Below are 24,990 nucleotides of genomic sequence, written 5' to 3'. Positions count from 1 at the left end.
TGCCGCCAAGTTGGCACATTTTTGCATTGCAAGTAGCCCTGTCGGCGCAAAAGCGGCATAATCGGGGCGAATTTTGCCTGCACGGATTGGGTTGTCATGCTGTCTAAACTACAAAAAATCTTTCTCATTGCTTTGGGCGGGTTCAGCACCCAGGCCATGGCGGCCGACCGTCCCATCCAGTTTCCGGCCTATGAATCGGCCATTGTCGTCAGCAGCACGCTGAGCCAGACCATCGGCGGCCGACGCGCTCCCGGTTGGGGCGTGGGCGGTGAAGCCATCTATTCCCGCGATACCTTCAACACCGGCGGCAGCCTGAAATACTTCCCGGAAGGCACCGACAACCCCATCTTCAGTGTCTTTGTCGGTTCCGGTTACAAGCGCCTGCTGCAACTGCAAGTCGGTTACGGCACCGAAGACGCCATCTATCGCGTGCACAGCGAGATGGATCTGCCCGTCGTCTGGACTTTCACCAAAAACGCCATGCACGGCGTCTTCAAGCGTCCCGGTGTGCTGGACTACTACCCGAACAACCGTTTCGTGGTGTCCATGACCTGGGAAAAGTACGACTCGGCGCGTCACCTCGACAATATCGCCTTCGGCCTGGGCCTGCGTTACTGATCTGTCATATCGGGAGTCTAGACTGTCTGCACCCTGCCGGACCGTCGAGACTCCCGATCCATGAACCCGCTGCTGCCCTCCCGCAATACGCTCCCCGAACTCCAGTTGCTTGAAAACCTGCTCGACCGGGCCGGTTCCGCCGTGCGCGCCGAATGCGTGCTGCGCGTGCCGCTGCATGGCCGCGAGTTGCCGGTGTGGCGGCTGGAGATGGGCAGCACCGCCCCGGACGCCCCGGTGGCGGGCTTCTTCGGCGGCATTCACGGCATGGAGCGCATTGGCAGCCAGGTGCTGCTGGCCTGGCTGGAAAGCCTGGTATCGCGGCTGGACTGGGATGTGTCTTTGCAGGATCTGCTGCAGAAGGTGCGGCTGGTGTGCCTGCCGATGATCAACGTCGGCGGGCTGGCGCTGAACACCCGCGCCAATCCGGCCGGGGTCGACCTGATGCGCAACGCCCCGGTGGAAGCGCATGGCTATACCGCCTGGCCGCTGGGCGGACAGCGGTTGTCGCGGCATCTGCCCTGGTATCGCGGCGAACACCGGCTGGAGCCGGAAGCCGAGGCGCTGATCCGCGTCGTGCGCGAATCGATGCTGCACCGCCCCTTCGCCATGGCCATGGACTGCCACTCCGGCTTCGGCCTGCGCGACCGCATCTGGTTTCCCTGGGCGCGCAGCCGTGAGGTACCGCCGCATCTGGCCGAGGCCGTGGCGCTGCGTCATATCTTCAACAGCACCTATCCCAACCACGACTTCTACCTGATGGAGCCGCAGTCGCTGAACTACACCACGCACGGCGACCTGTGGGATTACCTCTACCAGGAACACCTCGACAGTGGCGATCCCGGTTTCTTCCTGCCGTTCACGCTGGAAATGGGCTCATGGCTGTGGGTGAAGAAGAATCCCCGGCAGTTGTTCGACTGGTTCGGCCACTTCAACCCGGTATTGCCGCACCGCCTGAAACGGGTGCTGCGCCGTCATCTGACCCTGTTCGACTTCATGTTGCGCGCCACCGCGTCGTGGGAACAGTGGCTGCCGCAACAGGAGGAGGCACGGCGCGCCTACCGCCTGGCCGGGCTGGAACGCTGGTATCCGCGCGGCGGCTGAAGCCCTCGGCAAGGGCGCGGATTCAGGCATAATAGGCCGATAACGATAACGACCCGATGCCGAATGAGCCGCCATTTCCTGCAAGTCGCCCTGCCCGTCCCGCTGCGGAAGACCTTTGACTACCGCATTCCCGCCACGTTCAGCGAACTGCCGGCCCTGGGCGCGCGGGTGAAGGTGCCCTTCGGCCCGCGCGACCTGATCGGCATCGTTACCGGCATCAGCGACCACACCGACACCCCCGAAGACAAGCTGAAATTCGCCAAGGCGCTGCTGGACCCGGTGGCGGTATTCCCGGAGCCGGTGATGGAACTGCTGCTGCGCGCAGCGCGCTATTACCATTACCCGGTGGGCGAAGTGTTCGACACCGCCCTGCCCGCGCTGCTGCGTCAGGGCGATGACCTGTTTGAAAACCCGATCCATTGGCGGCTGACGCACAGCGGCCGCGCGCTGGACCGGCATGCGCTGCGCAACGCCCCCAAACAGCTGATTGCCTGGGACGGCCTGTTGCTGCATGGCGAACATGGCATCAGCGAAGACTTCCTGACGCACATGGGCATTGGCCGCGACAGCCTGAACGCGCTGGCGCGCAAGGGGCTGGCCGAGTCGTTCGGTGAAACCCGGCAATCCTTTACCCATCCGCGTTTCCAGCTCTCGGAAGCGCCGCTGGTGGCTAACGCCGAACAGACCGCCGCGATTGAGGCAATCACCGGGAAACTGGGGCACTTCCAGCCGTTCCTGCTGGAGGGCATCACCGGCAGCGGCAAGACCGAGGTTTACCTGCAAGCCGTCGAAGCCTGCCTGCGCCGTCACCAGCAAGTGCTGATCCTGGTGCCGGAAATCGGGCTGACGCCGCAGATTGTCTCCCGCTTCCGCGCCCGTTTCGCCACCGACATCGCCTTGCTGCATTCCGGCCTGACCGAGCGCGAGCGGCTGAAAGCCTGGCGGCGCGCCTTCCTCGGCCATGCCGGGATCGTCATCGGCACGCGCTCGTCGCTGTTCACGCCGATGCCGCATCTGGGCCTGATCATTGTCGACGAAGAACACGACCTCTCCTTCAAGCAACAGGAAGGCTTCCGCTATCACGCCCGTGACCTGGCGGTGATGCGCGGCCAGTTGCAGGGTTGCCCGGTGGTGCTGGGCTCGGCCACCCCCAGCCTGGAAACGCTGGGCAATGCCCGCAGCGGCCGTTATGAGCATCTGGTGCTGCAGGAGCGCGCCGCATCCGCGCAAGCGCCCGACATCAAGCTGATCGACCTGCGCGGCCAGAAACTGCGCGGCGGCCTGACCGACGCCCTGCACCGCGCCATCGCCCTGCGCCTGAACCACGACGAACAGGTGCTGGTCTTCATCAACCGGCGCGGCTTTGCCCCGGTGCTGCTGTGCCACGACTGCGGCTGGCAGGCCGTCTGCCCGCGCTGCGACGCCCGCACCACCCTGCACCGTGATCCGGTACGGCTGCACTGCCATCATTGCGGCTACAGCGAGCGCCCCCCGAAACAGTGTCCCTCCTGCCAAAGTGAAGAACTGCGCGCCATCGGGGCGGGCACGGTACGGGTGGAAGAAAGTCTGAAGGAGCTGTTTCCCAAGGCCGACGTGCACCGCATCGACCGCGACAGCACCCGCCGCAAGGACAGCTGGCAGAACCTGTACGACCAAGTGGCCAAGGGCAACGCCGCCATCCTGGTCGGCACGCAGATGCTGGCCAAGGGCCACCACTTCCCCAACGTAACGCTGGTGGCGCTGCTGGAGGCCGACAGCGGCCTGCTGGGGGCCGATTTCCGCGCCGGGGAACGCGTGGCGCAACTGATCACGCAAGTGGCGGGCCGGGCCGGGCGCGCGCACAAGGCCGGACTGGTGCTGCTGCAAACCCACCAGCCCGACCACGCCCTGCTGAAGCAACTGCTGAACGGCGGCTACAGCGCCTTTGCCGACGTCGCGCTGGAAGAACGCCGCCAGATCGGCCTGCCGCCCTACGGTCACCTCGCGTTGCTGCGCGCCGAAGCCAACGCTCCGGAACTGGCGCTGCAATTTCTGCAGGAAGCCGTGACGCAAGGGCAAGCGCTGGGAAATGAGCCTGAATTCTGGGGGCCCATTCCCGCGCCGATGGAGAAAAAGGCCGGGGTATACCGCGCTCACCTGCTGCTGAAAAGCGGCAACCGCCCCGCCCTGCACCACTTCCTGGACGGCTGGCTGCCGCTTTTACCGAACCTGCCCACCGCCAAGCGCATCCGCTGGACGCTGGACGTGGACCCGCAGGAAACCGCCTGACCGGAAAACGGACTGGCCCGCGCCGCGCCTCTTCTGCTAGAATCGCGCCGTCATTGGGGAGTAGTCGCTGTCCGCGCCCTGCGGGCAGGTACGTATCAACATAATTGTTCCTCAGAACATGGTGCGTACAGCTTCGGCCTGACCAGACCTTTGACCTGATGCTTCGCCACGGGGTCGGCCGAGGCTGTCAGGTCATGGGAATTGTTAGCCGCCCCGGAGATAGCCTGATGAATGCCTTCCTGATCGCCACCGCGCTGGTCGCCCTTGCTGAAATGGGTGACAAAACCCAACTGCTTGCCTTCCTGCTGGCCGCCCGCTTCCGCAAGCCTGTTCCGATTGTCGCCGGTATATTTGTCGCCACCATTGTCAATCACGCCTTTGCCGGGGCGGTGGGCATGTGGCTGACGCAACTGATTGGCGCGGAAGCGATGCGCTGGATTCTGGGCCTGTCCTTCATCGCCATGGCGGCATGGATTCTGGTGCCGGACACGATGGATAACGAGGAAGGCGAAAAGGAACACCGCTTCGGCGTGTTTGGCGCCACCACCATCGCCTTTTTCCTGGCGGAAATGGGTGACAAGACGCAGATTGCCACCGTGGCGCTGGGCGCGCGTTACGCCGCCGATTTTGTGTGGGTGATTTGTGGCACCACGCTGGGGATGATGCTGGCGAACGTGCCCGCAGTGTACTTGGGCAACCATTTCGCGCAGAAGCTGCCGCTGAAACTGATCCACGGCATTTGCGCGGCTATTTTTGCGGCGATCGGGGTGTTCGTGCTGGTGGGGAGTACGGGGATTATTTGAAGGTGGAGCCCGTTGCCGCCCGGCTTGCCCTGCAGGTCTGGCGGCAAAACTATGCCTTTCTGCTGACTATTATCATCCCAAGGAACATTAAATTCTCGATACTGGCAATTCCCTTCATTATGCACCCAAACAGCATCAGTGCCAACATAATATGTATGAAAATCAGAAACTTCAATATTGTATACTGATTTTCTAAAAATATCGGTACTAGGAACACCTTTTTCTATGTAATCAAGAAAACGAACAACCACATCAAGACTTTCGTCAAAATCTATGGTTTCGTCAGAAAAGTTGTTATTCACTCCACTAAAATACACTTCCACATGATAGCTCTGGATTTTGCCACCACTAAAATCAATAACAATACCAGGAAATTCCTCCATACAATCATTTGAATAACCTATATCATCACAGTCAGTAGGCCACACATCCATAACTGAGCCAACCTCTGCCAAAACACCACTTGCAAGTAAAATCACAGACCCCGCTGCATCTCGAGCTCTAACCCAATCATTAACAGCGTTACCATTAACATCCTCCACTACCCAAATTAAATGCTCTGCAGTAAGGTATAACAATTTAACGTTTAAATGGTCCATTGATTTTGATACATCACTGTATGCTATTTGTAAAACAGGCTCATCCTCATTCCTAAATATATTTATAACAGGCTTATATGCCTGTTCCCCTTCACCGCTTTCATGTTTTGAAAGCACCATATCCCCCACTTTAAGCTGCTCAATCGGCACCAAACCCTTGTCCGTATGCACCAACGTCCCCGCCACGAAGCCGCTTTCAACAAGGTTCCGAGAGTCCATATCCTTTAACCTCAACAAGTAAACATTATTTTCGTCAACGGCATTAGTTTTTAATGGCGCTATTTACTAACAAGACCTTACCCAAATACCGGCTTTACCAACATAATAGGTATGATAATCCTCTACTTCTAAATTGCAGACATGAGTTTTATAGACATTACCTAATTCCTCTTCAGCCCGCGTCCAGTCATCACCCATGGCATTCAGATAAAAATGGGCCTCGGGATCGTCACTATCAAGCGAAGGCAGGTATTTTATCTCTTCCGAATGTGACACATTTTTAACCTTGGATAATTCGCTCCAAGAGCCATCAGTCCCTCCAACCAAAATTGGACGCCCTTGCCGAAAATCCACCATCAAAGAGTAACCCGCGCATTCATCCCACTGAAAATCATGGCTACATATCGCAATATCCTCGACTTCCGTTTTCCGGAGAGGCGGCCAAGGGTTTGAATTAACAATAATTCTGTCGCCAAGGAAGCCCCTTAAAACGTTACCAGATACCTCTTCATATTTTGGAAAGTCATGCAGTTTTGTCCACCCTAATCCATCCAACCAAAATTGATGATTATCCGTACAGAACAAGGACGGGAATGATGGGTCATCTTTTAACCAAAACCCAATACGAAATATAGATAATTTCATATCAGACTTAAATGTATTAACCACACGCTTATAAGCCTGCTCCCCCTGCCCATTATCATGCTTCGAAAGCACCCAATCACCCACCTTGATCTGCTCAATCGGCACCAAACCCTTGTCCGTATGCACCAACGTCCCCGCTACAAAGCCGCTTTCATCAATCGTCTGATGGCTCATTCAGTGTTCCTCAACGAAATTTAATTCACCAGTACTGATTAATCAAAGTGCTATTATATTCAGGGTCAATCATGCACCCACAACCCAAGCTCACCAACATAGTACGTATGATATTCCTCAACTTCTATATTATAAACCTTAATATGTGCACGAGCACGGTCATAGTTTCGACTATTAGCACCAAACCCTTCCTTAACACAATTATCTACCAAGACTGGATTTGGTATATCAATTCGGGAAGAAACGGCACCATTTTCATATTTCTGACGACGATGCGAATGCCAATACTCAAAAAACTCTTGAACAACCTTGTGCTTTTTAGGGTCGCCGAAAATCGAGTTTCTATCAGTATCATCACGATCCAGCATTTCATCAAAATGATCGGCAACAAAATACCTATTAACCTCAGAATATCGCATATCAACGACATAACTCGCATTAAATCCAAATTGCTCGTAATAAAGACCGCTAATATCTGTACCGAAAACCCTCTCATTTAACTCAACAATACAACCATTACGCCCATCAGACAAAACCATACGCATTCCAGTGCGTATATCTCCAGCACGAATCCATTCCAACCTCAAGTCAGGATCAACATACTCTTTATCTTGCTCATCAGCTAAAACTATCGCCGCTTGCTTTCCAATTCTCTCAACCCATACTGGATGGTTATCAGTGAGATAAAGTGTCTCATAATCATTATCGCTATTAGGAAGCCACTGTCCTTCCTGCGGGATTTTGTCAACATAGCGTATTGCGTAGACTTTCTTAAGCTCATGCGAGCCAAATGTATTAACCACACGCCTATAAGCCTGCTCCCACAGCCCATTCTCATGCTTCGAAAGCACCAAATCACCCACCCTTATCTGCTCAATCGGCACCAATCCCTTGTCCGTATGCACCAACGTCCCCGCTACAAATCCGCCATCCATTTCCCACCCCCTTCCAACCCACCAAAAAGCCCGGGAGCCTAAAGCCCCCGGACCCACCTCAAAACCGCCCTTCCCTGAAATCCGCAAACGCCTGATAAATCTCCGCCTGCGAATTCATCACGAACGGGCCATAACGCGCCACCGGCTCCCGTAACGGCTGCGCCGCCACCAGAATCAGCGACGCCGGTTCATCACCCGCCGCCGCCTCCACCCGGTCACCATCACCCAGAATGGCCAGTTGCCCGCGCGCCACCGGCTTCCCGGCAATCACCGCCCCGCCCTGATAGACATAGGCAAAGGCATGATGCCCCTCGGGAACCGCCGTCGCGAACTGTCCGCCCGCGTGGAGCCGCACATCGAGATACAACGGCGCGGTGACAATGCCCTCCACCGGCCCGGCCACGCCCGCGAATTCCCCGGCAATTACCCGGACCTTGCCGCCGTCAAAGGCCACTTCCGGCACTTGTTCGGGACGGATGTCCTGATAGCGCGGCGGCATCATCTTGTCGCGGGCGGGCAGGTTCACCCACAGCTGGAAGCCCCACATCAGGCCGTCTTCCTGTTCCGGCATTTCCGAGTGGACAATGCCGCGCCCGGCGGTCATCCATTGCACGCTGCCCGCTTCCAGCAGGCCGCTGTTGCCCTGGTTGTCGTGGTGGCGCATGCGCCCGGCCAGCATGTAGGTCACGGTTTCAAAGCCGCGATGCGGGTGGTCGGGAAAACCGGCGATATAGTCCCCGGCTTCGTCCGAGCGGAACTCGTCGAGCATCAGGAACGGGTCGAGCATGGACACCTGGCTGTTGCCGATCACGCGCGACAGCTTTACGCCCGCGCCGTCACTGGCGGCCTGGCCGCGCACCAGCCCGGTGACTTGTCTGGTTGTCATGATGAAACCCTCATTCAGTGGATGCGCCCACTGTAAGCCTGATGCGGAAGCGGCAGAAGCGCCGCGCGAACGCTCACGGTGTTTCCAAGGGGCGAACACCACGGCACGGCAGGCCGCGTTCCCAGGGCGGGGTTTCACTCAGGGAAGTGACGAGGTAATCGATGACGCCGCGCACCGCCCGACTGACATAACGGGTTTGCGGGTAGACGGCGAAGATGTGGTCGGGCACCGGCTCGGCCAGGTCGGGCAGCATGATCAGGTCGCCCTTGCACAGCGCGTCGCCGACAATGAACAGCGGCAGCATGGCCACGCCCAACCCGGCGACGGCGGCGGAACGGGCCGATTCGCCGTTGTTGACCATGATGCGGCCGCGCATCGCCAGCGCCCGCACCTCGCCGCCGGGCGCTTCCGGTTCGAACTGCCACAACTGGCTGGCGCTGACGTTGGAGTAGCCGATGGCCTCGTGCTTCAGCAGTTCGTCCAGCGTTTTGGGCAGGCCGTGCTTCTCGGCGTAGGCGGGACTGCAACAGACCACGCGGCGGCTGACCGCCAGTTGCCGGGCGCGCAGTTCCAGCGCCGGCGAACGGGTGACGCGGATGCCGAGGTCATAGCCCTCGCGCACCAGATCGACGGTGCGGTCTTCCAGATCCAGCGATACCTGCAAACGCGGATGATGCGCCATGAAAGGAAACAGCAACTCACCCAGATAGCGCGAGCCGAAACTGAGCGGCCCGGCGATGCGTATCTGCCCGACCAGCTCGTTGCCGTGCTCGGCGACTTCGTCCGCCGCCAGGTTCAGGTCTTCAATAATGCGCAGGGCGCGCTGGCTGAAGGCCTGGCCGCGATCGGTGAGGGTGACGCCGCGCGTGGAGCGGTGCAGCAAGGCGATGCCCAGCATGCCTTCCAGCCGCACGATGCGCTTGCTGATCACCGACTTGCTGACGCAGAGGCGCTCGGCGGCCTGGGTAATGCTGCCGGTGTCGGCGACTTGCAGGAAGGTTTCAATGTCTTCCAGACGGTATTGCATGCCTTGATTCTCCATGATGCCGACTGAATCGGCCGGTGACGCCCGTCCGGTTTCGACGAGCAACGATCGCATTTTTCCAACAGTCAATGGCCGGAAGGGGCGCTGCCGGACCAGCGGCTTGTTTTTCCGACAACCATGCCCTACCATCGCCGAAATTGTGGGTTAGAGTTTTTACTCGAAAAACGCACTGCCATAACAATAATCAAGCCGCGGTCATCCGTATACCCGCGCAACACGGAGTCAATGCATGGGTTCCTTCCTGAAACGGTTTTCCCGTCATCTGCTGGCCTGCTGCCTGCTGGCCGCCGCTGTACCGGCGATGGCCGAATCCGAAATCCTGTCTGCCGCCGAAGAACTGAAACCCGGTCAGGACGGCCTGCCGCCGCCGCTGGAAAAGCCGCTGCACGTCACCGTCTGCTTCTTTGACTTCCAGGGCAAGAACGGCGACTTCTATAGCCAGGCGAAGGATCTGGCGCTGATCGCCCAGCGCTGGAATGTCTATGCCGACCTGAAGGTGTTTACCGACGAGCGCGTCACCGCCGAGAACTTCAAGGTCGGCCAGTGCGACGCCGCCGGGATTTCCACCCTGCGCGCCCGCCAGTTCAACCCCTTCATGGGCAGCGTCGATGCCGTGGGCGGCGTGCCCGATTATGAAAGCATGCGCCTGCTGCTGCATACCCTGCTGGATCCGAAAATCGCGCCGATGACCATTACCGGCCAATACCAGATCCTGGGCGTGATGCCGATCGGCGGCGCTTACGTGCACGTCAACAATCGCCATATCGACTCCATTGAAAAGGCGGCGGGCAAGAAGATTGCCGTGCTGGACTGGGACAAGACCCAGACCGAGATCGTGCGGCGCATCGGCGCGCAGCCGGTGTCGGCTGACCTGACCAACATCGGCGGCAAGTTCAACAACGGCCAGGTGGACATCATCGTGATGCCCGCCCTGGCCTACCGGCCCTTCGAGCTGTATCGCGGCCTGGGTGAATACGGCGGCATCTACAAATTCCCGCTGGCGCAGATGAGCGCCAGCCTGGTGATCAACCGCGACCGCATCAAGAAGAAGCTGCCGGACCTGGATGAAAAACTGTCAGTATTCCGCGGCATCGCCGGGCAGTTCCTGGACCAGATGCTGGACCAGATCTTCAAGCTGCTGGAAAAGACCGAGAAGGATATTCCCGCCAAGTATTGGCTGCCGATGGACAAGGCCAACGAAGACGGCTTCAAGATGATGATGCGCGATGCCCGCATCCAGATGACCAAGGAAGGTTATTACGATGCCCGCATGATGAAACTGCAGAAGAAAGTGCGCTGCAAGCTGAAGCCCAACGAAGCGGAGTGCTCGCTGCCGGATGAGTAATCGGGCCGATACGACGGCCGAAAGGGCGGCGGAGCCACACTCCGCCGCCCTTTTACTTTGTCACGACGGCCAATTCGCCGCTCCTGCTCCCGGCTTATGCTTTCCCGTGGACTCCCGGAATAACAACCATAACCCGATTGTCGAGGTCTGCCGCCATGCTCAAACGTCTTTCCGCCTGCCTGCCCGGCCTGCTGGGTGCGCTGGCGCTCTCTGCCGCGCTGACCGCGGTCCCGTCCGCTCCGGCGCACGCTACCGAAATCATGGCGATCGCCAAGGACCTGAAACCCGGCGAAGACGGCCTGCCGCCGCCCCTCGACAAGCCGCTGCACGTGTCGGTGTGCCTGTTCGACATCCTCGGCAAGAACGGCGAACTGTATAACCGCGCCAAGGATCTGGTGCTGATCGCCCGGCGCTGGAACGTCTATACCGAAATCCAGGTCTTCACCGACGAGCGCATCGCCGCCGAGAACTTCAAGGCCGGGCAGTGCGACGCCGCCGGGATTTCCACTCTGCGCGCCAGGCAGTTCAATTCGTTCATCGGCAGTGTCGATTCGGTGGGCGGCGTGCCTTCGTATGAACACATGCGGGTATTGCTGAAGACCTTGCTGGACCCGAAGCTGATTCCGTTGTCGATTACCGAACCCTACCAGATCGTGGGCGTGTTGCCGGTGGGCGCGCTGTACGTGATGGTGCGCGACAAGCAGATCAACTCGATCGAGAAGGCGGCGGGCAAGAAGATTGCCGTACTGGACTGGGACAAGTCGCAGGCCGAGATGGTGCAGAAGCTGGGCGCGCAGCCGGTGGCGTCCGACATCACCAACTTCGCGGGCAAGTTCAACAACGGGCAGGTGGACATCGTGGCTGCCCCCGCCATCGCGTTCCGGCCGCTGGAGCTGTACAAGGGCCTGGGCACGCAGGGCGCCATCTACAAATTCCCCCTGGCGCAGATTACCGGCAGCCTGGTGATCAACCGTGACCGCATCAAGCAGAAGCTGCCGGATCTGGACCAGAAGATGATGAGCCTGCGCGCGGTCTCCCTGAAGTTCATGGACGAGTTCCTGGACGAGCTTTTCACCTACATCGACAAGCAGGAGAAGGATATTCCGGCCAAATACTGGATGGAGTTGAATCCGGCGGATGAAAAACGCTACAAGATCATGATGCGCGAAGCCCGCATCCAGATGACCAAGGACGGTTATTACGACCCGCGCATGATGAAGGTGCTGAAGAAAATCCGTTGCAAGATGGAGCCCACCAATCCGGAATGCAGCATGACCGACGAGTGACCGTCCTTCGCCATCACCGTAATTCCCTGCCGGGCGGTCAATGCCTCCCGCCGCCGGGTGCGGTATGATTGCCCAAAACCACAAGATCTCTCTGCCGGAAGACACAACATGCGCATAACCTCCCTGCTCAAGACCTCCGCCCTGATGGCCATGCTGGCCCTTCCCGGTTTGGCCCTGGCTGCCGACCCTGCTCCCGCCGCGTCGCCGGGCATGCCCACCATGAAGCCGCTGGGCAAACCGCTGACCATCAAGTTCTGTATCTTCGACATCATGGGCACCACCGGCGACGCCTTCAGCTATGCCCGTGACCTGGCGCTGGAAGCGAAGAAGTGGAACGTGAACGCCGAACTGAAGGCCTATACCGACGAGCGCGTCGCCGCCGAAGACTTCAAGGCCGGCCAGTGCGACGGCGTGGCCATCACCACCATGCGCGCCAAGCAGTTCAACTTCTTCATCGGCAGTATCGACTCACCGGGCGCGCTGCCCACCTGGCGTCATGTGCGCGAGCTGATCGCCAGTCTGGCCAACCCGAAACTGGCGCCGCTGACCATCAGCGGCCCCTATCAAGTGGCGGCGGTCATTCCGTTGGGCGGCGCTTATGTGATGGTTAACGACCGCCAGATCAACTCCATTGAAAAGGCGGCGGGCAAGAAGGTCGCCGTGCTCGACTTCGACAAGGCGCAGGCCAAGATCGTGCAGAACCTGGGCGCGCAACCGGTGGCGTCCGACATCACCAACTTCGCGGGCAAGTTCAACAACGGCCAGGTGGACATCATCGCCGCCCCCGCCGTCGCCTTCAAACCGCTGGAGCTGTACAAGGGCCTGGGCACCAAGGGCGCCATCTTCCGTTTCCCGCTGGCGCAAATTACCGCCACCATCCTCATCCGCCGCGACAAGTTCATCAAGGATGTGCCGGATTTCGACGAGCGCGTGCAGAAGATGCGCGAGTTCGCCCTGTCGAAGCTGGACGTGGTGGAGCGCATGGTCAACGCCAGCGAAGCCGATATTCCCAAGAAATACTGGCTTGACCTGTCGAAGGCCGACCAGGAGAAATATGTCCGCCTGATGCGCGATGTCCGCGTCAACATGACCAAGGAAGGCATGTATGACAAGAAGATGATGTCGCTGATGAAGAAGGTGCGCTGCCGCATCGAGCCAACCAACGAAGAATGCACGATGAACCTGGAATAACCGGACACCACCCAACACCAGGGACGGTGGACCAGAACAATAAAGATGTTTCTCCAACACTCAGGCAGCCTTCGGGCTGCCTTGTTTTTTGGGGCTGAAGCCCCGCTCCGGCTGTGCTAACGTAGCCGCCTTTACCCGCAGACGGCCCCATCCATGCTAGAACACCTTCCCGTGCTGGGCGTGGGCGTCAGCCTCAGCCTGGCTTCCGAACCCGATCCGGTAGCGCTGGTGAGTACGCCGGGCGGACCGCGCTTTGTGGAATATGCGGCGCAAGTCGAGGCCGACCGGGTCCTCGACGAGGTTGAGCGCATTCATGCCGCCGGAGCGACAGTGCTGTTTCATCCCTCCTTCATCAACTTCTGCGGCACATTCCCGAATTCCCGTCTGTGGCTTGAAACCGCGGCGGAACACATCCGTCGCGTGCGCTCCCCCTGGTTTGCCCAGGATTGCGCCTACTGTTTCTGGGGCGACAGTCACGGCTATTCCACCCAACTGGGATACTTCATTCCGCCCATTCTGAACGAAGCTTCGCTGCAACAGGCCATCACGCGGGTGCGCGAGGTACGGGACGTGATTCCGGTCACCGTCGCCATCGAGCCGCCGCCAATGACCTTCACCGTCGGCACGATGCCGTTGATGACCTTCTTCGGGCGGCTGGCCGAGGCCGCCGACTGTGCGGTGCTGCTGGACATGGGTCATCTGGTATCGTGGGAAATGGCCTGCGGCGGACGGATTCTGGACGACCTGGCGGCGCTGGATTGCCGGCGCGTGGTGGAAGTCCACATTGCGGGCGGCCGTCTCAAGGACGGCGAACAGGGGCCGATCTACGTGGATGCCCATGAATGCGACATCCTGGAGCCCAGTTGGCGGATGCTGGAAAGTCTGCTGCCGCGCCTGCCGAACCTGAAGGCGGTCTGTTATGAGTGCGAAGGCCGCGACGCCACTACCGTGCTGTCGACCGTGCAACGCCTGCGCGGTCTGGTACAGCGCCTGAGCGGCAATGCGGAACTGGTCGCCGCCGCCGGAGACACGCCATGAGCCTGCACGCCCAGGAAGAAGTGCTGTTCCACCTGCTGTTCGACCGGCGGCTGCGCGACCGTTTCCGCCGCGATCCGGCGACGGCGCTGGCCTCCTATCGCCTCAGCGCCGAGGAAATCCGCGACTTCGCCGCCATCCGTCACGATGCGCTGGAATTCGAGGCCGGTCTGCGCGCCGGCTTGATCCTGTCGCAGCTCTGCCGCAGTTTCCCGCTATCGTTCAGTCTGGTGTCCTCGTTACACGGCGGGCTGGAAACGCTGAAAGCACTGATCGATACCGACACCATGCAGGAACATCCGCTGGAGCGGGCGACTGCGTTCGCCGCCCGGTTGCGGGCCTGGATTGACGAGGACAGCCCGGAGCCGGAAGACGTGCGGGGCGGCGTTCTGGACATTCTGGACGCGGAAACGGGTATGGCCCGCTCATCCGCCATCGTGCGCTTCATGACGATGCAGGACGAATCTGCACCCGAAGCCGACGCCGCTATCCCGGAGCACTGGGAAAACCTTCGGCTGACCCTGGCCACCGGCGTGGACGCCGCGCGACTGCCCCGCCCCTATGCCGAACTGAAAGCCTGCCTGTGCGCGGGCGGCGGCGCGGAGTTGTGGCGGCGTCTGGAACGGCAGCCGCTGACGGCGGCGGACCGCGATCATGCCTTGCGCGCGGAAAATCCGCGCTTGCTGGTGTCGCGGGCGGTGATCATTGGCAACTCGCGCTGTGAGCCGGAAGTGGAGCACCGGTTCCTGGAACTCCCGGACGGATTCAGCGCGCTGGTCGGCCATCTTGACGGAGAAACCGATGTGGCCGCCATCCTGACACAGATGCGCGCCGCCGGGGCCGCCGACCCGTTACTGTCCGGCATCCGCCAGGGATTCCGGGAATTGCTCGCCAACGGCATGCTGACATGCGCCTGAACCCGACCGGAGGCGCGGCCGGGCGTGTCGCGCCGCAAGCCGCGTGTGCTAGAGTCCTGACTATCAGGATAAGAAAAACAGTGACCTGACCATGGCCTCCGCCACCGCTCTTCCTCCACTTGTGGAAACCCTCGCCGGCAAGCTGGCCAAGCATGTGCTGGTGGGCAACCTGCTGCTGGCGCTGACCTACTTCCTGTTCAGCCAGCTGGGCCTGAAACTGGCCGCGCCGCCGGGCTACGCCACCATCGTGTGGCCCGCGTCCGGCATAGCCCTGGCCTGGGTGCTGCAATTCGGCAACCGCCTGCTGCCCGGCGTGGCCCTGGGGTCGTTCGCCAGCAACTTGCTGGTCATGGCCGCCATTCGCGGGGTCAGCCCGCTGGAACAGGTCCCGTGGCTGCCGTTATCGGTCGGGCTGGGCGCGGCCGTCCAGACCTATATCGGCGTGGTGCTGATCCGGCGCTTCGTGGCTTTTTCGCCGGGGTTTGACGAACCGGCGGACATCCTGCGCATGCTGGGTCTGGGCGGCATTGTCGCCACGCTGTTCAACGCCTCCTGGAGCGTTTCGGTCCTGCATCTGGCCGGAGCCATTCCCGCCGGATACCTGGTGCAGAACTGGCTGGTCTGGTGGGTCGGCGACAGCATCGGGGTCTTGACCTTCACCCCGTTGTTCCTGGTCTGGGGAATGCCCCACCCCTATTTCAACCGCAACCGCGCCGCCATTGTCACCGTGGTCTCCGTGCTGACGTTTGCCCTGGCCACCTCCGCCTTTTTCCTGGCCATGGCGCTGGAAAACCGCGACCGCGCCGCCAACTTCCGGCTGACCAGCGAGCGCGCAGTCAGCCAGATGCAGCAGCGTTATGCGGAATACGAGCAGTTCTCCCGGCTGGCGCGAGGGCTTTTCGAAAGCAGCGACTTTGTGTCGGCGATGGAGTTCAGGCGGTTTGTGGACAGCTGGCTGCCCACCCATCCGGAAGTCCGCTCGGTCTCCTGGGCGCCGCTGATCGGCCCGACCCTGACCCCGGATGACGCCACGGCGGGTGCGGCGGCCCGGCCGGATGTCCATCGCGCCTTGCCGCTGACTTATATCGAGCCGCATCTTACGCCGATGCAGCAACCGGGGCGCGACCTGCTGGCCGAGCCGCTCTATGCTCCCGTTATCCTCCAGGCCTTGCACAGCGGCGAAAGCCTGCTGTCGCCGACCGTCTCCGGAAACGGCGCCGGGACGTTGTTGCTGACGCCGGTCAACCTGAATGTCTCCCCGGAACGGCAACACGGCTTCATTGTGGTCGAGCTGGACGTGCCCTGGGTGCTGGACCGTTTGCGGCAAGGCGTCTTCCCGGGAGGATATACCTTCCAGGTTCACCAATTGCACCACAGCGAGGTCATCTACGGCGCTCCCCTGTCCGCAACGGTTAAACGGACAGCACAGGACATGGGACTGCATCACGTATCCACCCTGCAGGCCGGAGGCCAGATCTGGCGGGTGGATGTCTGGCCCACGAAGGAGCGACTGGCGTCCTATCAGAACTGGCTGACCTGGCTGGTGCTGGTCACCGGCCTGATCAGCACCAGCCTGGCGGTGATCTACGCCCTGGCCAGCACCGGCCGCCGCCAGCACCTGGAGCGGGCGATTGCCCTGCACACCCGCACCCTGCGCGAGCGTAATGCCGAACTGGAGGCCGCCCGGCTGGAAGCAGACCGCGCCAATGAAGCCAAGAGCCGCTTCCTGGCCAACATGAGCCACGAAATCCGCACTCCCATGAACGGGGTGCTGGGCATGACCGAACTGCTGCTGGACACCGGCCTCAGCGCCCAGCAGCAGGAATACCTGAATGTGATCCGGATTTCCGGACGCACGCTGCTCAACATCATCAATGACATCCTCGACTACTCCAAGATCGAGGCGGGCAAGATGGCCATCGAAACCATCGACATGGACCTGGAAAGCCTGTTGCTGGAATGCGCCTCGATCTTCGCCCTGACCGCCGAGCAGAAACGGCTGGAGTTCCTGGCGTCCATTGCGCCGGAAACGCCGGTGCTGATCCGCGCCGATCCGCTGCGCATCCGCCAGATCCTGATCAACCTGCTCAGCAATGCCTTCAAGTTCACCCGGCAGGGGCACATCGCCCTGAGAGTCTTCGTGCGCGAGGAGCATGCCCGTCCGCAGCTCTGCCTGGAAGTCAGCGACACCGGTATCGGCCTGACCCCGGCGCAGCAGGCCGGACTGTTTGACGCCTTCCGCCAGGCGGACGCCTCGACCACACGCCAGTTCGGCGGCACCGGTCTGGGACTGAGCATCTGCAAGCGGCTGGCGGTGATGATGGGCGGCGACATCGAGGTGCAAAGCCGCTACGGCGAAGGCTCGCTGTTCACCGTCACGCTGCCGTTTGAACGCGCGGGCGAGCATTACTGCGAGGATCACCGGGTTTCGCTGACCGCCCTGAACGGCAAGCGGCTGCTGTTGGTGGACAATTCTCCGGATTTCAGCCGCATGATCAGCGAACAGGCGGCATCCTGGGGGATGACCGCCGACACCGCCCATACCGCCGGCGAAGCCCTGAACCGGCTGCGGGCCGCCCGGGAAAGCGGCCGGCCCTACGACTACCTGACGCTGGATCTGGGTCTGGCCGACGGCGGCCTGACGCTGGCCCGCGAGATTGAAGCGCAAGGACTGGCGGCGGGCGCACGCCGCTTGCTGCTGACGCCGCTGCGCGCCCACCCGTCGCCAGAAGACCTGGCCGGCGCCGGGCTGGACGCGGTACTGCACAAACCGGCATCCGCCACCGTGCTGCGCAACCAGTTGCTGAGTCTGGTGGGCGCGCGCACCGATGCGGCCGCGCCGTTAACGGCCGATGCCGGGCACGAAGCCTTGCGCAAGGTCCTGCAAGGGCGCCGGGTGCTGGTGGCCGAGGACAACCAGGTCAACCGCCTGGTCATTACCGGCATGCTGCGCAAGCTGGACATGACGGCAGAGATAGCCGTCAACGGCCTGGAGGCGGTGCGGATGCAGGGGGACGCTCCAGGACGCTACGACCTGATCCTGATGGATTGCGAAATGCCGGAGCTGGACGGCTATGAGGCGTCGCGCCGCATCCGCGATCAGGAAAAGAGCCGGGGCCTGGCCGCCATCCCCATCATTGCCCTGACCGCCCACGCCATGCCGGACCAGCAGGTCCGTTGCCTGGAAGCGGGCATGGACAACTGCCTGGTCAAGCCGATAGCCTTCGAGAACCTGAAACAGATGCTGGTGCAGCAACTGTGGCCCCGGGGCTGAGGGGCGGCGGCCCCCTCGCCCCGCCCGTCTCCATCCGCCGCCCGGAGCCTGTCATGAGCATTACCCGCATCGGAACCACCAGCCGCTGGTCGCACCTGGTCATTCACAACTCCACGGTCTATGTCGTGGAGGTCGCCAATTCGCCGGACGCCTCGCTGGAAGTGCAAACAGTCGAAGTCCTGGAACAACTGACCGCCAGCCTGCATCAGGCGGGCAGTTCCACGTCCCACCTGCTGATGGTCACCATTTTCCTGGCCGACATTCGCGATATCGACGCCTTCAACCAGATCTGGGATGCCTGGGTGCCGCACGGCACTGCGCCGGTGCGCGCCTGCGTGCAGGCCAAACTGGCGCATCCGGGCTACCGGGTGGAAATCCAGGCCACGGCGGCTGTCATCCGCTGAAGACGGCCGCCTCGGGCATTACCGGGGCGGTGACGGTGCGGTTGCGGCCCTGCTGCTTGGCCAGATACAGCGCCTTGTCCGCCGCCACGAGCAGCGCGTCCTCACTCAGGCCGTTACGGGGGAAGCCCGCCACGCCGGCGGAGAAGCTTACCCGCAACGCCTGACCGTGGAATTCCATCACCGAGAGAGATGCCCGCCAGCGCTCCACCCGCGCCGCCAGCGCCTGCGGCGTCGCGTTCAGCATCACCACCACCAGCTCATCGCCGCCATAGCGGCAGGCAATATCGCTGTCACGGCAACCATCCCGCAGAATGGCGGCCACGGCCGTCAGCACCTCATCGCCCGCGGAATGGCCCAGCGAATCGTTGATCTCCTTGAAATGATCGATATCGATGATCACCAGACTGACCGGCGACGCCTCGCGCAAGGCCCGCGACAGTTCGCGCTGCAGGGTTTCACTCAGATAACGGCGGTTATGCAATCCGGTCAGGGGGTCGCGGATCGCTTCCTGCCGCAGCCGCTCCTGCAATTCGCGGTTCTCGGCCAGCTGCAGGGCCAGTTGCTGGTTCAACCGGTAAAAGCGGCTGGCGACCCAGCTCATCAGCGACAACGCCGCCAGACTGGCCAGCACCACCCACATCAGCCAGCGGTAATCCAGCTGTCGGGCAGGCTGGAACAAAAAGGCGCGCAAATTGACCGACCGGTCGGCTGGCAGCATGCCCAAGGCGCGATAGGTATCCAGAATGTGCCGCCAGCGCCCTTCGTGGCTATAGCCCAGCTCCACCATGTCCGAACGGATCAGCGGCGCCATCTGGTCGGCCTCGAACAACAGCTTTTCCACCGGCAGGTCGGGGGCATAGCGCTCGTGGATCAGCGCCGCCATTTCCGCCTGATGACTGAGGGCGTAGTCCCAGCCGCGCAGGCTGGCGGCCAGGAAGGCGCGGGTCCGTTCGGGATCGGTCGCCACCCGGGTGGCGGAGGTGAACAGGGTGTCGCCGTAGAAATCGACGCCGCTGGCGCGGGGGGTGAAACGGATGAAGTTATCCAGATGATCGCGCAGGAACCAGGTTTCGTCGGTGTCGTACCCGGCCAGCGCGTCCACCTTGCCCTCCAGCAGGCTGACCGGGCTGAAATCGTGCCGGACACGCTGCAGGCGGTTCAGGGGGATATGTTCGTTCTGGAGATAGGCCAGCAGCTCGGACTCGGAATCGGCCAGCGCCACCCGCTTGCCGACCAGGTCCTGCGCCGTGGCGATGCCGGCGGCGCGACGGGCGAACAGCACCAGCGGCGAGTGCTGGAAAATGACGCCCAGCACCACCACCGGCTCCCCGTTGGCGTAGTCCAGCACCAGCTCTGACGAAGCCACGCCAAAGTCGGCCTGACCGGTCGCCACCTGGCGCACCGGGTCCAGGCCCGGATGCGCGGGCAGGATCGCCACATCGAAACCCGCCTCGCGGTAATAGCCCTTTTCCAGGGCGGCGTAATAACCGGCAAACTGGAACTGGTGCCGCCATTTGAGTTGCAGGCGCACCGGCTCTATTTCCACGGTTTCCCCAGCGACACAGACGGGGGGCGCAAACACCTGCAGCCACAGGAGCAGGAACAGCAGGACGCCGGCTCCGAAGCCCCTGCCGCCCGCCTTCCTCCCCGCATGGAAATCAGGCATGTCAAACCTTCTTGTTCTTGTTTTCCCTGAAACCGTAGGTCAGCGGCCGCTGTTCGTCAACGCCAGCCGTCTGCCGGCGCTCAGGGCATGTCCGGGACCGCCTGGTTACGCGGCGGAATCACGCCCATGCGGGCATTGATGGATTGCGGCCCCATGCCGAAGCCGATGGCGTAATGCACGGCGTTGGTCATCACCTTTTTCACGTAGTCGCGGGTTTCGGTGAAGGGAATGCTTTCCACATAGACATCGGCATCCAGCGGTTTGACGGCGTGCTGCCATTGCCGCGCCCGGTTGGGACCGGCGTTATAGCCCGCCGTGGCCAGCACCGGCTGATTCCCCAGGTTTTTCAGCGCATTGCTGAGGTAATAGGTGCCCAGCCGGATATTCATCCCCACTTCGTTCGCCATCCCGGCGTGATAGGGGATTTTCAGCCGGTTGGCCACCCATTGTGCGGTGGACGGCATCACCTGCATCAGCCCGCCCGCACCGACGCCGGACTTGGCGTTGGTGACGAAACGGCTTTCCTGCCGCATCAGGCCGTAAACCCAGGCCGGATCAACCCCGAATTCCTGGGCGTAGCCTTGCGCCACCTCGCGGAACGGCGTCAGGTAACGCAGGCTGTAGCTGTGCAGCTGCTTGGTGCGCTCGGCGGCATAAATGGCGCGATCATACCACTTGGCGTTGGCGGCCTGCTCGGCCGCCGCCAGCAGGAAGCGGTCATCGGCATTGCGCAAGGCCCAGTTCCACTCGCGGATGGCCTCCGGACGCTGGTCCAGCAGATACAGCCGCAAGGCGCGCTGGATGCCGGGGTCCAGCTGCGCCCGTTCGATATCGGCGGGCACCGGCTTGTAGGCGTCGGGGGCTTTGGTCAGCAGCTTGCCCAGGTGGTCGCGCGCCAGCAGGCCGTAATAATCATCATCCACCGCCAAGCCGCTGTAGATGGCCTGCACAATCACGGGCTTGTCGTTCATTTTCTGCATGGCATGGGCGCGCCAGTAGCGCCAGGCGCGCTCCTGCTGCCGCTCCGGCCCCAGGTGGTTGATGGCGAACAGCACATCCGGCCAGCTTTCGGCGCGAATGGCGATACGCAACTGCCATTCGCGGTCGCCTTCCGCCCACAACGTATCCTCGCTCTGCTTGAACCAATCCACCGCCCGTTCATCCTGCTTGCGCGCCCCGGCCAGCGCCAGCAGCCGCCAGCCATAGGCGCGGCTCTCGGCGTCAAAACGCGACTGCACATCCTTCCAGCGCGCCAGCGAGTCTTCCAGCGCATCGCGGCTGTAGCGCGCCAGCGCCGCCAGATAGAGTTCATGACCGATGCGGGTTTCCACATCCGGCCGGGCCAGCCAGGCCTTCGGGGCCGCCGCCAGCTTGGTCAGTTGCGGTGCGGGCAGGTCGATACCCAGCTTGCCCGCCAGCCGCCGCGCCAGCGCGTTGTTGCCGCCTTGCAGGGCCAGCCGCAGGCGGTCCCAGTACTCGTCCGGGGATATGACGCCCTGGGCCTCCGCCTGCGCCAGCAGGGCCTCGCAGGGCGCCGGCTGGTCCTTGCCGGTGAACCACAGATTCTTGCGCACTTCCGCCATGACGGCGGGAGTGTCGGCCGCCACCGCGGCGCGGGCTTGCAGGTCGAAGCAGCGTAATTCCGCATCCGGGTTTTGCAGCCCCGAAGCCAGTTCATTCCAGACAGCCCAGTCCCCCTTGCGGCCGGCCAAACGCAGGAAGTCGGTGCGAACCTTGTCCGCCAGCAGCGTATCGGGGTATTTGGTGAGGAACGCGCGCACGGCGTCGGGCGACATGGAAGCCGCATCCTTGCCCAGCAGGAAGTAATCGGCGTAGATCACCAGCGGATCGCCCTGCAGGCGAGCCTGGGCCGCGGCCAGGGCGGTCAGGTCGCCCTGCTGCCAGGCTTCCCGGGCCAGCAGGTAATCCTTGTCATCGGCCCGGGCGGGGAATGCGGCGGCCAGCCAGATCACGGTCATGGCGGCGAGAAGGCGTCTGGAAAACATGAAAACAGGTCCTTTTGCGGGCGATAGCGGCGCAACGTCGGAATAACGCGCCCGGATCGGTACAGGGTACCCGCTGCCGCCGGTCGGCAGAATGCCTTCTCTGTAACAAAACCGGTCAGCCCTCCCCGTTCAGGCCCCGTCCCGCTATAATGTCGCCCCCTTCGCGGTCAACCGGTACGCCAGCATGTCCACAACCCCGACCCAGCCCAAAAAAGTCTATATCGAAACCCAGGGCTGCCAGATGAACGAGTACGACAGCTCGCGCATGGCCGACCTGCTGGGCTCGTCGCACGGCATGGTGCGCACGCACACGCCCGACGATGCCGACGTGCTGCTGCTTAATACCTGCTCCATCCGCGAAAAGGCGCAGGAGAAAGTGTTTTCCGAACTGGGCCGCTGGCGGCAAATGAAGGAAAAGCGCCCGGAGCTGGTGATCGGCGTCGGCGGCTGCGTCGCCTCGCAGGAAGGCGACAACATCCAGAAACGCGCCCCGTTCGTGGACGTGGTGTTCGGCCCGCAAACCCTGCACCGCCTGCCGAAAATGCTGGATGCCCGCGACAGCCGCAAGATCACGCTGGTGGATGTCAGCTTCCCCGAAATCGAGAAATTCGACTTCCTGCCCGAACCGAAGGTGGAAGGCCACAAGGCCTTTGTCTCGATCATGGAAGGCTGCTCGAAGTACTGCACCTTCTGCGTGGTGCCTTATACCCGTGGCGAGGAAGTGTCGCGCCCCTTCGATGACGTGATCGCCGAGGTGGCGCACCTGGCCGCGCAAGGCGTGCGCGAGGTGACGCTGTTGGGCCAGAACGTCAACGGCTATCGCGGCGCTTTCCACGACGGTGAGATCTGCAGCTTTGCCGAACTGCTGCGCCATGTGGCGGAGGTTCCCGGCATCGGCCGCATCCGCTATACCACCTCGCACCCGCTGGAATTCGGCGATGACCTGATCGCCGCCTATGCCGATATTCCGCAACTGGTTTCGCATGTGCATTTGCCGGTGCAATCCGGCTCGGATAATGTGCTGGCCGCCATGAAACGGAATCATACTGTCGCGGATTATCGCCAGCGCATTCAGAAATTAATGGCCGTCCGTCCGGACATGCATATTTCCTCCGACTTCATTATCGGTTTCCCCGGCGAAACCGATGCCGATTTTGAAGCCACCATGAACCTGATTGCCGAAATCGGTTACGACCATTCCTACAGTTTCATTTACTCGAAGCGTCCGGGCACTCCGGCCGCCGAATTGCCGGACCCGACGCCGGAAGCCGACAAGAAACAGCGCCTGCATATCCTCAAGGAGCGCATCCGCCAGCAGACGCAGCGCAAGACCGAAGCCATGCTGGGCAAACGTGAACGGCTGCTGGTGGAACGCGAGTCCGACCGCTACCCCGGCCACCTGATCGGCATTGCGGGCAATACGCGCTGGGTGCACTTCCCCGGCGATGCCGGACTGATCGGCAAATTCGTCGACGTGGATATTCTGGAAGTTGCCAGTATTAACTCGTTATTGGGCAGCGCACCGGTCATTATGGAAGCCTGATTATTGCCGGGCCGGATTACCCGGCCCGTTAATCCGTCCGCCAATTGTTAATATAGCGTTCGCATTCAACCTGACCGATGATCGGGTTAATGGTTAGCCAGTTGTTACATAATATTTCTGTGAACCACTTATCGGAATTCCCCTACCGCCAGTAAATCCGCAACTATATTTACCACACACGATCCTTATATTCGGAGCAGAGAGAAAAGCAAAAACAAGACGGATTTTCGTGACCTGACACGAGGAATCAGCAGCATGATCACAACCGAAAATACCTGCACGGCCTGCGGCTTCCGCCTGGTGATGGTCGGCCATGACGCCGCCCGCCCTTTCTGCCCCAACCAATATTGTTCAGACAAGTTTGAAGACGCCTGCCCACGCTGCCAGTCCGGTCACAAGAATGTGCGCTTGGTGCGTACCGGCTTCGCCGCCTTCACTTGTCTGGATTGCGGTCAGGACTGGGACCGGGTCAACGGCAAGGCGACCGCACCCTCCTCTTCCAATCTGGTGGTGCTGAACTTCCGCAAGCGTTCGTAAGCCGCGCCATCCCGGTAGGCCACGAACGCTGCCGATCAGCGCAGCGCACCCACGTAGTGCTGCGCCACTTCCTCTTCCGTGACCAGATGGGCCGGTTCCGGGGCCGGTTGCGGTTTTTCCACCACCTGCAATCCCGGACGGACCGGTAATGTCAGCACCGGCAGGTCGACCACCGGAGCCTGGGGCGGAACCGATAGCGCCACGGGTGTGACCGGCTCCAGCCAGCCCTCATAGCGGCTGGCCAGCATCTGCAACTCGGTGTCGGTCTGCTGCATGGCCAGATCCAGGATTTCCCGGGCATAGGCCTCGTTCTTGACCATGTAGACCGCGTCCACAATCCGGCCGTTGCAACGGCGCATGCGGACATAGATCTGACTGGCGAGCATCATCAGCTCGGTATGGTGCGGGGCGTCATTCATGATCATCTGACTCCAACAAGGTAGGGATGGAAACAGGTGCGGCGCACCTGCGGGTCATGGGAAAAAGGGTAACG

At 61.5% G+C, this 24,990-nt stretch carries 20 protein-coding genes and 1 riboswitch; of the genes, 13 read left to right on the top strand and 7 right to left on the bottom strand.

What is annotated here, in order from left to right; all coding sequences use genetic code 11:
* Positions 1 to 96 precede the first annotated feature (96 nt).
* The 4 genes from EV700_RS00310 (at position 97) to EV700_RS00295 (ending at position 4,790) form a co-directional block, all read left to right on the top strand.
* Positions 97 to 618 (top strand): hypothetical protein, encoded by a 522-nt coding sequence (locus EV700_RS00310; RefSeq protein ID WP_130410366.1) that lies wholly within the window; start codon positions 97 to 99, stop codon positions 616 to 618.
* Between the two features lie 60 nt (positions 619 to 678).
* Positions 679 to 1,719: a M14 family zinc carboxypeptidase gene (locus EV700_RS00305; protein ID WP_207224530.1), complete on the top strand. Its 1,041-nt coding sequence runs from the start codon at positions 679 to 681 to the stop codon at positions 1,717 to 1,719.
* A 63-nt stretch (positions 1,720 to 1,782) separates the two neighbouring features.
* Positions 1,783 to 3,987 carry a primosomal protein N' gene (locus EV700_RS00300; protein ID WP_130410365.1) on the top strand — a complete coding sequence of 735 codons (2,205 nt, stop codon included), beginning with the start codon at positions 1,783 to 1,785 and terminating at the stop codon, positions 3,985 to 3,987.
* Positions 3,988 to 4,030: 43 nt separating this feature from the next.
* Positions 4,031 to 4,208, top strand: a riboswitch (yybP-ykoY riboswitch).
* 6 nt (positions 4,209 to 4,214) lie between these two features.
* On the top strand, positions 4,215 to 4,790 hold the full coding sequence (locus EV700_RS00295; protein WP_130410364.1) for a TMEM165/GDT1 family protein: 576 nt from the start codon (positions 4,215 to 4,217) through the stop codon (positions 4,788 to 4,790).
* Positions 4,791 to 5,674: 884 nt separating this feature from the next.
* On the opposite strand, the gene EV700_RS00290 is transcribed toward EV700_RS00295, so the two are convergent.
* The 4 genes from EV700_RS00290 to EV700_RS00275 all read right to left on the bottom strand — a co-directional run bounded on the left by EV700_RS00290 (position 5,675) and on the right by EV700_RS00275 (position 9,275).
* On the bottom strand, positions 5,675 to 6,427 hold the full coding sequence (locus EV700_RS00290; RefSeq protein ID WP_130410363.1) for a Hint domain-containing protein: 753 nt from the start codon (positions 6,425 to 6,427) through the stop codon (positions 5,675 to 5,677).
* A gap of 65 nt (positions 6,428 to 6,492) precedes the next feature.
* A complete protein-coding gene (locus tag EV700_RS00285) occupies positions 6,493 to 7,362 on the bottom strand; it encodes a Hint domain-containing protein (RefSeq protein WP_130410362.1) in 870 nt (289 codons plus the stop codon).
* 58 nt (positions 7,363 to 7,420) lie between these two features.
* The gene (locus tag EV700_RS00280; RefSeq protein WP_130410361.1) at positions 7,421 to 8,248 is read right to left on the bottom strand and encodes a pirin family protein; all 828 of its coding nucleotides are present in this window, start codon (positions 8,246 to 8,248) and stop codon (positions 7,421 to 7,423) included.
* 73 nt (positions 8,249 to 8,321) lie between these two features.
* On the bottom strand, positions 8,322 to 9,275 hold the full coding sequence (locus EV700_RS00275; protein ID WP_165391276.1) for a LysR family transcriptional regulator: 954 nt from the start codon (positions 9,273 to 9,275) through the stop codon (positions 8,322 to 8,324).
* Between the two features lie 247 nt (positions 9,276 to 9,522).
* Between EV700_RS00275 and EV700_RS00270 the strand changes: the two genes are divergently transcribed.
* The 7 genes from EV700_RS00270 (at position 9,523) to EV700_RS00240 (ending at position 18,745) form a co-directional block, all read left to right on the top strand.
* A complete protein-coding gene (locus tag EV700_RS00270) occupies positions 9,523 to 10,638 on the top strand; it encodes a putative solute-binding protein (protein ID WP_130410359.1) in 1,116 nt (371 codons plus the stop codon).
* 155 nt (positions 10,639 to 10,793) lie between these two features.
* Positions 10,794 to 11,924, top strand: a complete 1,131-nt coding sequence (locus EV700_RS00265) for a putative solute-binding protein (RefSeq protein WP_130410358.1) — start codon at positions 10,794 to 10,796, stop codon at positions 11,922 to 11,924.
* Positions 11,925 to 12,032: 108 nt separating this feature from the next.
* Positions 12,033 to 13,115, top strand: a complete 1,083-nt coding sequence (locus tag EV700_RS00260) for a putative solute-binding protein (RefSeq protein ID WP_130410357.1) — start codon at positions 12,033 to 12,035, stop codon at positions 13,113 to 13,115.
* Between the two features lie 153 nt (positions 13,116 to 13,268).
* Positions 13,269 to 14,153, top strand: a complete 885-nt coding sequence (locus EV700_RS00255) for a multinuclear nonheme iron-dependent oxidase (RefSeq protein WP_130410356.1) — start codon at positions 13,269 to 13,271, stop codon at positions 14,151 to 14,153.
* A complete protein-coding gene (locus tag EV700_RS00250; RefSeq protein ID WP_130410355.1) occupies positions 14,150 to 15,067 on the top strand; it encodes a hypothetical protein in 918 nt (305 codons plus the stop codon). The genes EV700_RS00255 and EV700_RS00250 overlap by 4 nt, the downstream gene beginning before the upstream one ends.
* Before the next feature lie 91 nt (positions 15,068 to 15,158).
* On the top strand, positions 15,159 to 18,341 hold the full coding sequence (locus EV700_RS00245; RefSeq protein ID WP_130410354.1) for a response regulator: 3,183 nt from the start codon (positions 15,159 to 15,161) through the stop codon (positions 18,339 to 18,341).
* Between the two features lie 53 nt (positions 18,342 to 18,394).
* The gene (locus EV700_RS00240; RefSeq protein ID WP_130410353.1) at positions 18,395 to 18,745 is read left to right on the top strand and encodes a RidA family protein; all 351 of its coding nucleotides are present in this window, start codon (positions 18,395 to 18,397) and stop codon (positions 18,743 to 18,745) included.
* On the opposite strand, the gene EV700_RS00235 is transcribed toward EV700_RS00240, so the two are convergent.
* Both EV700_RS00235 and EV700_RS00230 read right to left on the bottom strand, forming a co-directional pair.
* Entirely contained in the window at positions 18,735 to 20,411 is a 1,677-nt protein-coding gene (locus EV700_RS00235) for a GGDEF domain-containing protein (protein WP_130410352.1), read from the bottom strand. The two genes, EV700_RS00240 and EV700_RS00235, sit on opposite strands and share 11 nt — an antisense overlap.
* An 80-nt stretch (positions 20,412 to 20,491) precedes the next feature.
* Entirely contained in the window at positions 20,492 to 22,417 is a 1,926-nt protein-coding gene (locus EV700_RS00230) for a lytic transglycosylase domain-containing protein (RefSeq protein WP_130410351.1), read from the bottom strand.
* Positions 22,418 to 22,601: 184 nt separating this feature from the next.
* Here EV700_RS00230 and miaB point away from each other — a divergent pair, with 184 nt between their 5' ends.
* Together miaB and EV700_RS00220 are read left to right on the top strand one after the other, a co-directional pair.
* Positions 22,602 to 23,960: a tRNA (N6-isopentenyl adenosine(37)-C2)-methylthiotransferase MiaB gene (gene miaB, locus EV700_RS00225; protein ID WP_130410350.1), complete on the top strand. Its 1,359-nt coding sequence runs from the start codon at positions 22,602 to 22,604 to the stop codon at positions 23,958 to 23,960.
* 255 nt (positions 23,961 to 24,215) lie between these two features.
* Positions 24,216 to 24,497 (top strand): hypothetical protein, encoded by a 282-nt coding sequence (locus tag EV700_RS00220; RefSeq protein ID WP_130410349.1) that lies wholly within the window; start codon positions 24,216 to 24,218, stop codon positions 24,495 to 24,497.
* Between the two features lie 35 nt (positions 24,498 to 24,532).
* Here the strand turns inward: EV700_RS00220 and EV700_RS00215 are convergent, their stop codons facing one another.
* Positions 24,533 to 24,916, bottom strand: coding sequence for a hypothetical protein (locus tag EV700_RS00215; protein WP_130410348.1), 384 nt, complete (start codon positions 24,914 to 24,916; stop codon positions 24,533 to 24,535).
* Positions 24,917 to 24,990: the final 74 nt, after the last annotated feature.

It is taken from the genome of Fluviicoccus keumensis (genome assembly GCF_004217445.1).
GTDB classification, from domain to species: domain Bacteria; phylum Pseudomonadota; class Gammaproteobacteria; order Pseudomonadales; family Moraxellaceae; genus Fluviicoccus; species Fluviicoccus keumensis.
Note: the sequence above shows the minus strand (reverse complement) of the source record. Positions and strands in the feature narration are given on the sequence as shown.

Excerpts from the sequence above, each read along its gene's own strand:
- EV700_RS00250 (WP_130410355.1), top strand. The coding sequence starts at position 14,150 with ATGAGCCTGCACGCCCAGGAAGAAGTGCTGTTCCACCTGCTGTTCGAC.
- EV700_RS00290 (WP_130410363.1), bottom strand. The coding sequence starts at position 6,427 with ATGAGCCATCAGACGATTGATGAAAGCGGCTTTGTAGCGGGGACGTTG.
- EV700_RS00220 (WP_130410349.1), top strand. The coding sequence starts at position 24,216 with ATGATCACAACCGAAAATACCTGCACGGCCTGCGGCTTCCGCCTGGTG.
- miaB (WP_130410350.1), top strand. The coding sequence starts at position 22,602 with ATGTCCACAACCCCGACCCAGCCCAAAAAAGTCTATATCGAAACCCAG.
- EV700_RS00260 (WP_130410357.1), top strand. The coding sequence starts at position 12,033 with ATGCGCATAACCTCCCTGCTCAAGACCTCCGCCCTGATGGCCATGCTG.
- EV700_RS00300 (WP_130410365.1), top strand. The coding sequence starts at position 1,783 with ATGAGCCGCCATTTCCTGCAAGTCGCCCTGCCCGTCCCGCTGCGGAAG.
- EV700_RS00245 (WP_130410354.1), top strand. The coding sequence starts at position 15,159 with ATGGCCTCCGCCACCGCTCTTCCTCCACTTGTGGAAACCCTCGCCGGC.
- EV700_RS00235 (WP_130410352.1), bottom strand. The coding sequence starts at position 20,411 with ATGCCTGATTTCCATGCGGGGAGGAAGGCGGGCGGCAGGGGCTTCGGA.
- EV700_RS00280 (WP_130410361.1), bottom strand. The coding sequence starts at position 8,248 with ATGACAACCAGACAAGTCACCGGGCTGGTGCGCGGCCAGGCCGCCAGT.
- EV700_RS00270 (WP_130410359.1), top strand. The coding sequence starts at position 9,523 with ATGGGTTCCTTCCTGAAACGGTTTTCCCGTCATCTGCTGGCCTGCTGC.
- EV700_RS00310 (WP_130410366.1), top strand. The coding sequence starts at position 97 with ATGCTGTCTAAACTACAAAAAATCTTTCTCATTGCTTTGGGCGGGTTC.
- EV700_RS00265 (WP_130410358.1), top strand. The coding sequence starts at position 10,794 with ATGCTCAAACGTCTTTCCGCCTGCCTGCCCGGCCTGCTGGGTGCGCTG.
- EV700_RS00275 (WP_165391276.1), bottom strand. The coding sequence starts at position 9,275 with ATGCAATACCGTCTGGAAGACATTGAAACCTTCCTGCAAGTCGCCGAC.
- EV700_RS00305 (WP_207224530.1), top strand. The coding sequence starts at position 679 with ATGAACCCGCTGCTGCCCTCCCGCAATACGCTCCCCGAACTCCAGTTG.
- EV700_RS00285 (WP_130410362.1), bottom strand. The coding sequence starts at position 7,362 with ATGGATGGCGGATTTGTAGCGGGGACGTTGGTGCATACGGACAAGGGA.
- EV700_RS00215 (WP_130410348.1), bottom strand. The coding sequence starts at position 24,916 with ATGAATGACGCCCCGCACCATACCGAGCTGATGATGCTCGCCAGTCAG.
- EV700_RS00255 (WP_130410356.1), top strand. The coding sequence starts at position 13,269 with ATGCTAGAACACCTTCCCGTGCTGGGCGTGGGCGTCAGCCTCAGCCTG.
- EV700_RS00240 (WP_130410353.1), top strand. The coding sequence starts at position 18,395 with ATGAGCATTACCCGCATCGGAACCACCAGCCGCTGGTCGCACCTGGTC.
- EV700_RS00230 (WP_130410351.1), bottom strand. The coding sequence starts at position 22,417 with ATGTTTTCCAGACGCCTTCTCGCCGCCATGACCGTGATCTGGCTGGCC.
- EV700_RS00295 (WP_130410364.1), top strand. The coding sequence starts at position 4,215 with ATGAATGCCTTCCTGATCGCCACCGCGCTGGTCGCCCTTGCTGAAATG.